Genomic DNA, 5,045 nt, shown 5'->3' with positions numbered 1-5,045 from the left:
GGTACGCAGCGGGTTGATCTCCGAGACGGCGCCGACGAACGTGGTCTTGCCCACGCCGAAGCCGCCCGCCACCACGATCTTCGCGCTGGTGGTTGAGCGGGCTGCACCGCCGCTAGAGCTTGCGAAGTCCACTGAGCACCCTTTCGAGCAGTGTCACATCTGGCTGGCCCCCGACGGCCTCGTCGCCGCCGGGCTGATGAATGGCGACAAGTCCCGCCTCCGCCAGGTCGGCTACGAGGATCCGGGCCACGCCGAGGGGAATGGAGAGGAGCGCCGAAATCTCGGCGACCGATTTGATCTCGAAACACAGCTGGCAGATCCGCTGATGCTCGGGCAACTGCCCGTGCAGCTGGGACGGATCGGCCGTCGTACTGACCAGCGCCTCGATGGCGAGCTGGTACCGCGGCCTGGTCCGGCCGCCGGTCATGGCGTACGGGCGCACCAACGGGTTGTGTGTGCCCATGGGTTCTGGCTCGGGCGAGTGCCGCGGCTGCACCGGCTGGATGCGGGGCCGCCGCGGCTCCTCATAAGGCCCTTGGGGCGGGGGATAGGGCTGTTGCCGCGGTGCGCGCTGTGGTGGGCGCGTACCGTCCTGGCCCCCCTGGCCGACCTGACTGCTCGGCGTGGAGGGAAAGTTGAAGCGGTTCCGGGCATGCTCTCCCGGGGACCGCGCGCCATCGTCATAGGGATGTCCGCCTGGGGGTGTAGCCACGTTTCCTCCTCCGACTGCCGGTCGCCGGGCCCTATGTTGACGGACCTGTGGAATCCGCGCCACCGAACCTTAATGGTGCGGCGGCGGGCAGCGCACTGTCTGTCAGTTGAGCAGACTTCCCTGGAGCTCGGCGCGGAGGTCCGGGGTGAGGACCGTGCCCGCGCGGTCGACCAGCAGCGCCATCTCGTAACCCACCAGGCCGATATCGGCCTCCGGGTGGGCGAGGACGGCCAGTGAGGAACCGTCCGAGATGGACATCAGGAAGAGGAAGCCGCGCTCCATCTCCACCACGGTCTGGTTGACGGCGCCCCCCTCGAAGATCCGGGATGCCCCCGCGGTGAGCGAGGTCAGACCGGACGCCACGGCCGCGAGCTGATCGGCGCGGTCGCGGGGGAAACCTTCGGACATGGCCAGCAGGAGTCCGTCGGCGGAGACCACCACGGTGTGGGACACCCCAGGGGTGTTGTCCACAAAGTTGGTGATCAACCAGTTCAGATTCTGCGCCGCCTGGCTCATCGGGCTCACACTAACGCTCCTGGTTGTAGGTACTGCCCGAGCCGTAGCCCGGTCCGTTCGTGTCCGCTCCCGCGTTGCGTCCCCGCTGGACACCGCGTCGCAGGTTGCTCAACCTGCCACGAATGTCCTCCGGGGCGCGGGACACCTGGGTACCGCTCTGCGGCGTCTGCTCCGCCGCTCCCTCGACCAGATTGGCCTTGGGCACGCGGCGGGGGAGACCGGACGAGGTGACTCCGCCGGCCTTGGGCTCGCGCAGCTTCTCGGCCCGCTGCCAGCGGTCGTCGTTCGCGGAACGCCAGTCCTCGGCGCCGGTCGCCTCGCTCCGGCCGCCACTGCCGCCGTCGCCGCTCCCGCCATCGCTGACCGCGCTGTCGCCCTCGCCGTGCCCGTTGCTCCGGGCGTTGCCCTGGCCGCCGCCCCCGCCGAGCGGCGGGGTCCCCACCGGTCGGCCGGTCTGTCCGGCCTGACTGGTCTGTCCGGCCTGGCCGGCCTGTCCGGTCGGTCCTTCGTGCTGACCGGAGGGCCCCCACTCCTGCGGTTGCTGGCTGCTCCCCCGGCGCGGCAGACCCGCATCCGTCAGCGCGTGGCTCGCGCTCGGAGAAGGGCCCGGACGGTCGAAGCCTACGCGTTCCCGGGCCTTCTCGGGAGCGCCCCCGGCAGATTCCGCTTCGGTCCGCGACTCGGCTTGGTACGCGTCTTGGTAGCCGCTCTGAGCGGGCCACTCTTCCTGGTGGGGCTGGGCGCCGAAGGCGTTGTCATACGTTCCCTCGGGGCTCCCCTGAGGCTGGTACGACGCCTCCGTATAAGCCTGCTGCCCCTGGTACGCGTCGGGCGCGCGGTACTCCTCGTAACCGCCGCCCTGGTACGCCGTCCCGTTCTCCTCGGGCCGCGCCGCGAAACCGGCGTCGTACGACGCCTGCTGGGGCGCGTACCGGCCGTCGACCTCCTCGCGGTACTGGCCGTCGGCCTGGTCGGTGTAGAGGGGCTGGGGGGCGTTCTGCGCACCGCCCAGCGCGGCCCGCCGCTCGTCGCGCCGCAGCGTGCGGTTGACGGGGTCCAGCGCCCGGGAGTCACCCGCCGCCGGCTGCTGTTCGTCGTAGCGGGAGTCGTCGAAGCCCAGTTCGGCGGCGGTCAGCATCGGAGCGGTCGGGAAGACCTGCTCCTCCGCCGGCGCCGCCGGCTGGTCGGGGATGATCCCCGAGACGGTGAAGTCGTCGGGAGCGGCGGGTTCGCCGCCACCGCCGTGTGTGATCGCGTCGGGGAGCATGACCAGCGAGGTCGTTCCCGCCTGTTCGCCCGAGGGACGCAACTGGACGCGGATACCGTGCCGGTCGGAGAGCCGGCCGACCACGAAGAGCCCCATGCGCTGGGAGACGGCGGCGTCCACGATCGGCGGGTTGGCCAGCTTGTGGTTGATGTCCGCGAAGTCCTCGGCGGTCAGGCCGATGCCCTTGTCATGGATCTCGATCATCACGCGGCCGTCGGGCAGCCGGGTCGCGGTGACCCGCACCTTGGTCTGCGGCGAGGAGAACGTGGTGGCGTTCTCCAGCAGCTCCGCCAGCAGATGCACGAGGTCGGTCACGGACTGGCCGTGGATCTCGGTCTCGGGTACGCCGGACAGCTCGATGCGCTCGTACGACTCGACCTCGGAGGAGGCGGCGCGGAGCACGTCCACCAGCGGCACCGGCTGGTTCCAGCGGCGGCCCGGCTCCTCGCCCGCGAGGACGAGCAGGTTCTCACCGTTGCGCCGCATACGGGTCGCCAGATGGTCCAGCTTGAAGAGGTTCTCCAGCTGGTCCGGGTCGCCCTCGTTGTTCTCCAGATCGGAGATCAGGGACAACTGGCCCTCGATCAGCGACTGGTTGCGGCGCGAGAGGTTCGTGAAGATCGCGTTGACGTTGCCGCGGAGCATCGCCTGTTCGGCGGCGAGCCTGACCGCCTCGCGGTGGACCTGGTCGAAGGCGCGGGCGACCTCGCCGATCTCGTCGCGCGAATCGATCGGGATGGGCTGGACCCGGGTGTCGACCCGGCCGGGCTCGGCCCGGGAGAGCTGGTCGACCAGCATCGGCAGCCGCTGCTCGGCGATCCCGAACGCGGCCGTACGCAGCGAGCGCATCGAACGGCTCATCTGCCGGGCCATCATGCCCGCCAGGATGAACGCCGCCAGCAGCGCGAGGACCACGACGGCGCCGTTGATGATGGCGTCGTTCCTGGCGTTGTCCGAGATCTGGGCCGCTTCGGTGACGGCCCTGTCGACGAGGTCCTTCTCGATCTCCGTGTAGCCGTCGAACGTGGCGGTGGAGGCGGCCATCCAGGTCTCGGGCGTGACACCGCGCGCCGCGAGCTGCTCGGGGCTGTCCCCGGTGGCGATCGCCGCCACCATGCCGTCCAGGACCGAACCGTCCTTGCTCGGCGGCGCCTTGAAGTCCTGGCCGGCGGCCATGGCCTGCTGCTGTGCGGTGGCGAGTTTGCGCGCCCCGGCCGCCGCCTGCTCCCTCATCACGTCCTGGAGCCTGACGGTGTCCTCGGCGGTGCCGCCGGAGACGTACTCGGCGACGGCTATGTCCTCCAGATACGCGTACGAGGAGAACGCGATCGACTGGCCGTCCCTGACGTCGTCCTTCTGGCTCGGCCTCACCAGCAGATGCATCCCGATGGAGCGCTGGAGCGACCCGGCGGCCCTGGCGAGCTGGATCGCGTAGACGGTACGGCCGTAGCTGGTGATGTTGCCCGTCCCGAGCCCCAGTTCATTGGCGAACTCCATGAGGGAGTGCTGCACCAGCACATAGCCCTCCTCGGTCGCCACGGGCCCGCCGTTGCCGCCGTTCTTGTCCGGGGTCTCGACGCCCGCGGTGTACGCGGTCTTCCGGATGTTCTCCAGCTTGGGCTCTTCACCGCGGAACAGGCCGAGCCGGCGCTCCAGGCCCTGCTTCGCGGGCATGTCCCGCACCGCCACGTCGAACTTCCTCTTCGCGGCGTCCGTGGCCGCGCGGGCCTGGACGACGCTCTGGGCGTCACGCTTGTTGGTCAGCAGCGGCTGCGCGGTGAGGTCGCGCTCATTGAGCAGCGCCCGGCCGTACTCCGAGGCGGCCCGTACGACGAGCGCCGTCTTCTCGGCGTCCTGCGCTTCCTGCCAGGTGTCGATGGACCCCTTGACCTGGAAGCCGCCCATCACGAGGCCCACCAGCACCGGGACGAGCAGAATGGCGTTCAGTCGCGTGGGCACGCGCCAGTTGCGCGGCGAGAACCGGCTGGAGCTGCCCGCCACCGGCGGTGAGCCGGTCGCGACCGCAGGCGGCACCGCTGCGCGCGGCGGCGGGGTGAAGTTGCCCCGCGCCTGCTGCTCCGCGGAGCTCGTCTTGCTTCGCCTCACTCGACCAACAACCTCTCGGCGTCGGCACCTACGTTTGTGCCGTGTTCTGTTCGGGGCCGTACTACTCGGGAGTTGTCGAATTCCAGCACGGGGAAGGGTCCCATTCCAAACAGCAGGAATCAGCCATTCCGAGTGGTACAAGCCTCACATAAAACGGGCATAAAGAACGAGCCCCGTCAAAAGGCGGGGCTGATATGAGCGCAGCGGCACCGGATGAGTGCGTCGGGTGTCCGGGGACCGTGAATTCTCTGTCGAAATGTTATGAACATGGAGGCGGGCCGTGTCGAAGGACATAGCCCGCCTCACGCATCTCCTACGTCAACTACCGTAGTCGGCCGTCTACTTGAGTCGGGCCATGAGGGCGTGTTCGACGAGGGTGATGAGTCCGCTTTTGGCGTCGGCGCGGTGGCGGGCGTCGGTGGTGATGATGGGGGTGTCGGGGCC

The 5,045-nt window shown here is 69.6% G+C and carries 3 protein-coding genes and 2 pseudogenes; all 5 read right to left on the bottom strand.

The genetic code is table 11. The features are described 5' to 3' along the window. Nucleotides 1-132, bottom strand: a pseudogene (locus M1203_RS38385) (ATP/GTP-binding protein); the annotation flags it as partial. Continuing rightward, nucleotides 113-712, bottom strand: coding sequence for a DUF742 domain-containing protein (locus M1203_RS38380; RefSeq protein WP_249954503.1), 600 nt, complete (start codon nt 710-712; stop codon nt 113-115). The pseudogene M1203_RS38385 and the gene M1203_RS38380, both read right to left, overlap by 20 nt. Before the next feature lie 102 nt (nt 713-814). Further along, nucleotides 815-1,228: a roadblock/LC7 domain-containing protein gene (locus M1203_RS38375; RefSeq protein ID WP_010984131.1), complete on the bottom strand. Its 414-nt coding sequence runs from the start codon at nt 1,226-1,228 to the stop codon at nt 815-817. Between the two features lie 10 nt (nt 1,229-1,238). Then, nucleotides 1,239-4,601 (bottom strand): nitrate- and nitrite sensing domain-containing protein, encoded by a 3,363-nt coding sequence (locus M1203_RS38370; RefSeq protein WP_249954502.1) that lies wholly within the window; start codon nt 4,599-4,601, stop codon nt 1,239-1,241. A 339-nt stretch (nt 4,602-4,940) separates the two neighbouring features. Next, nucleotides 4,941-5,045, bottom strand: a pseudogene (locus M1203_RS38365) (ATP-binding protein); the annotation flags it as partial.

This window comes from Streptomyces sp. 35G-GA-8 (assembly GCF_023534745.1).
GTDB lineage: Bacteria > Actinomycetota > Actinomycetes > Streptomycetales > Streptomycetaceae > Streptomyces.
This window is presented reverse-complemented; position numbering and strand designations above follow the sequence as displayed.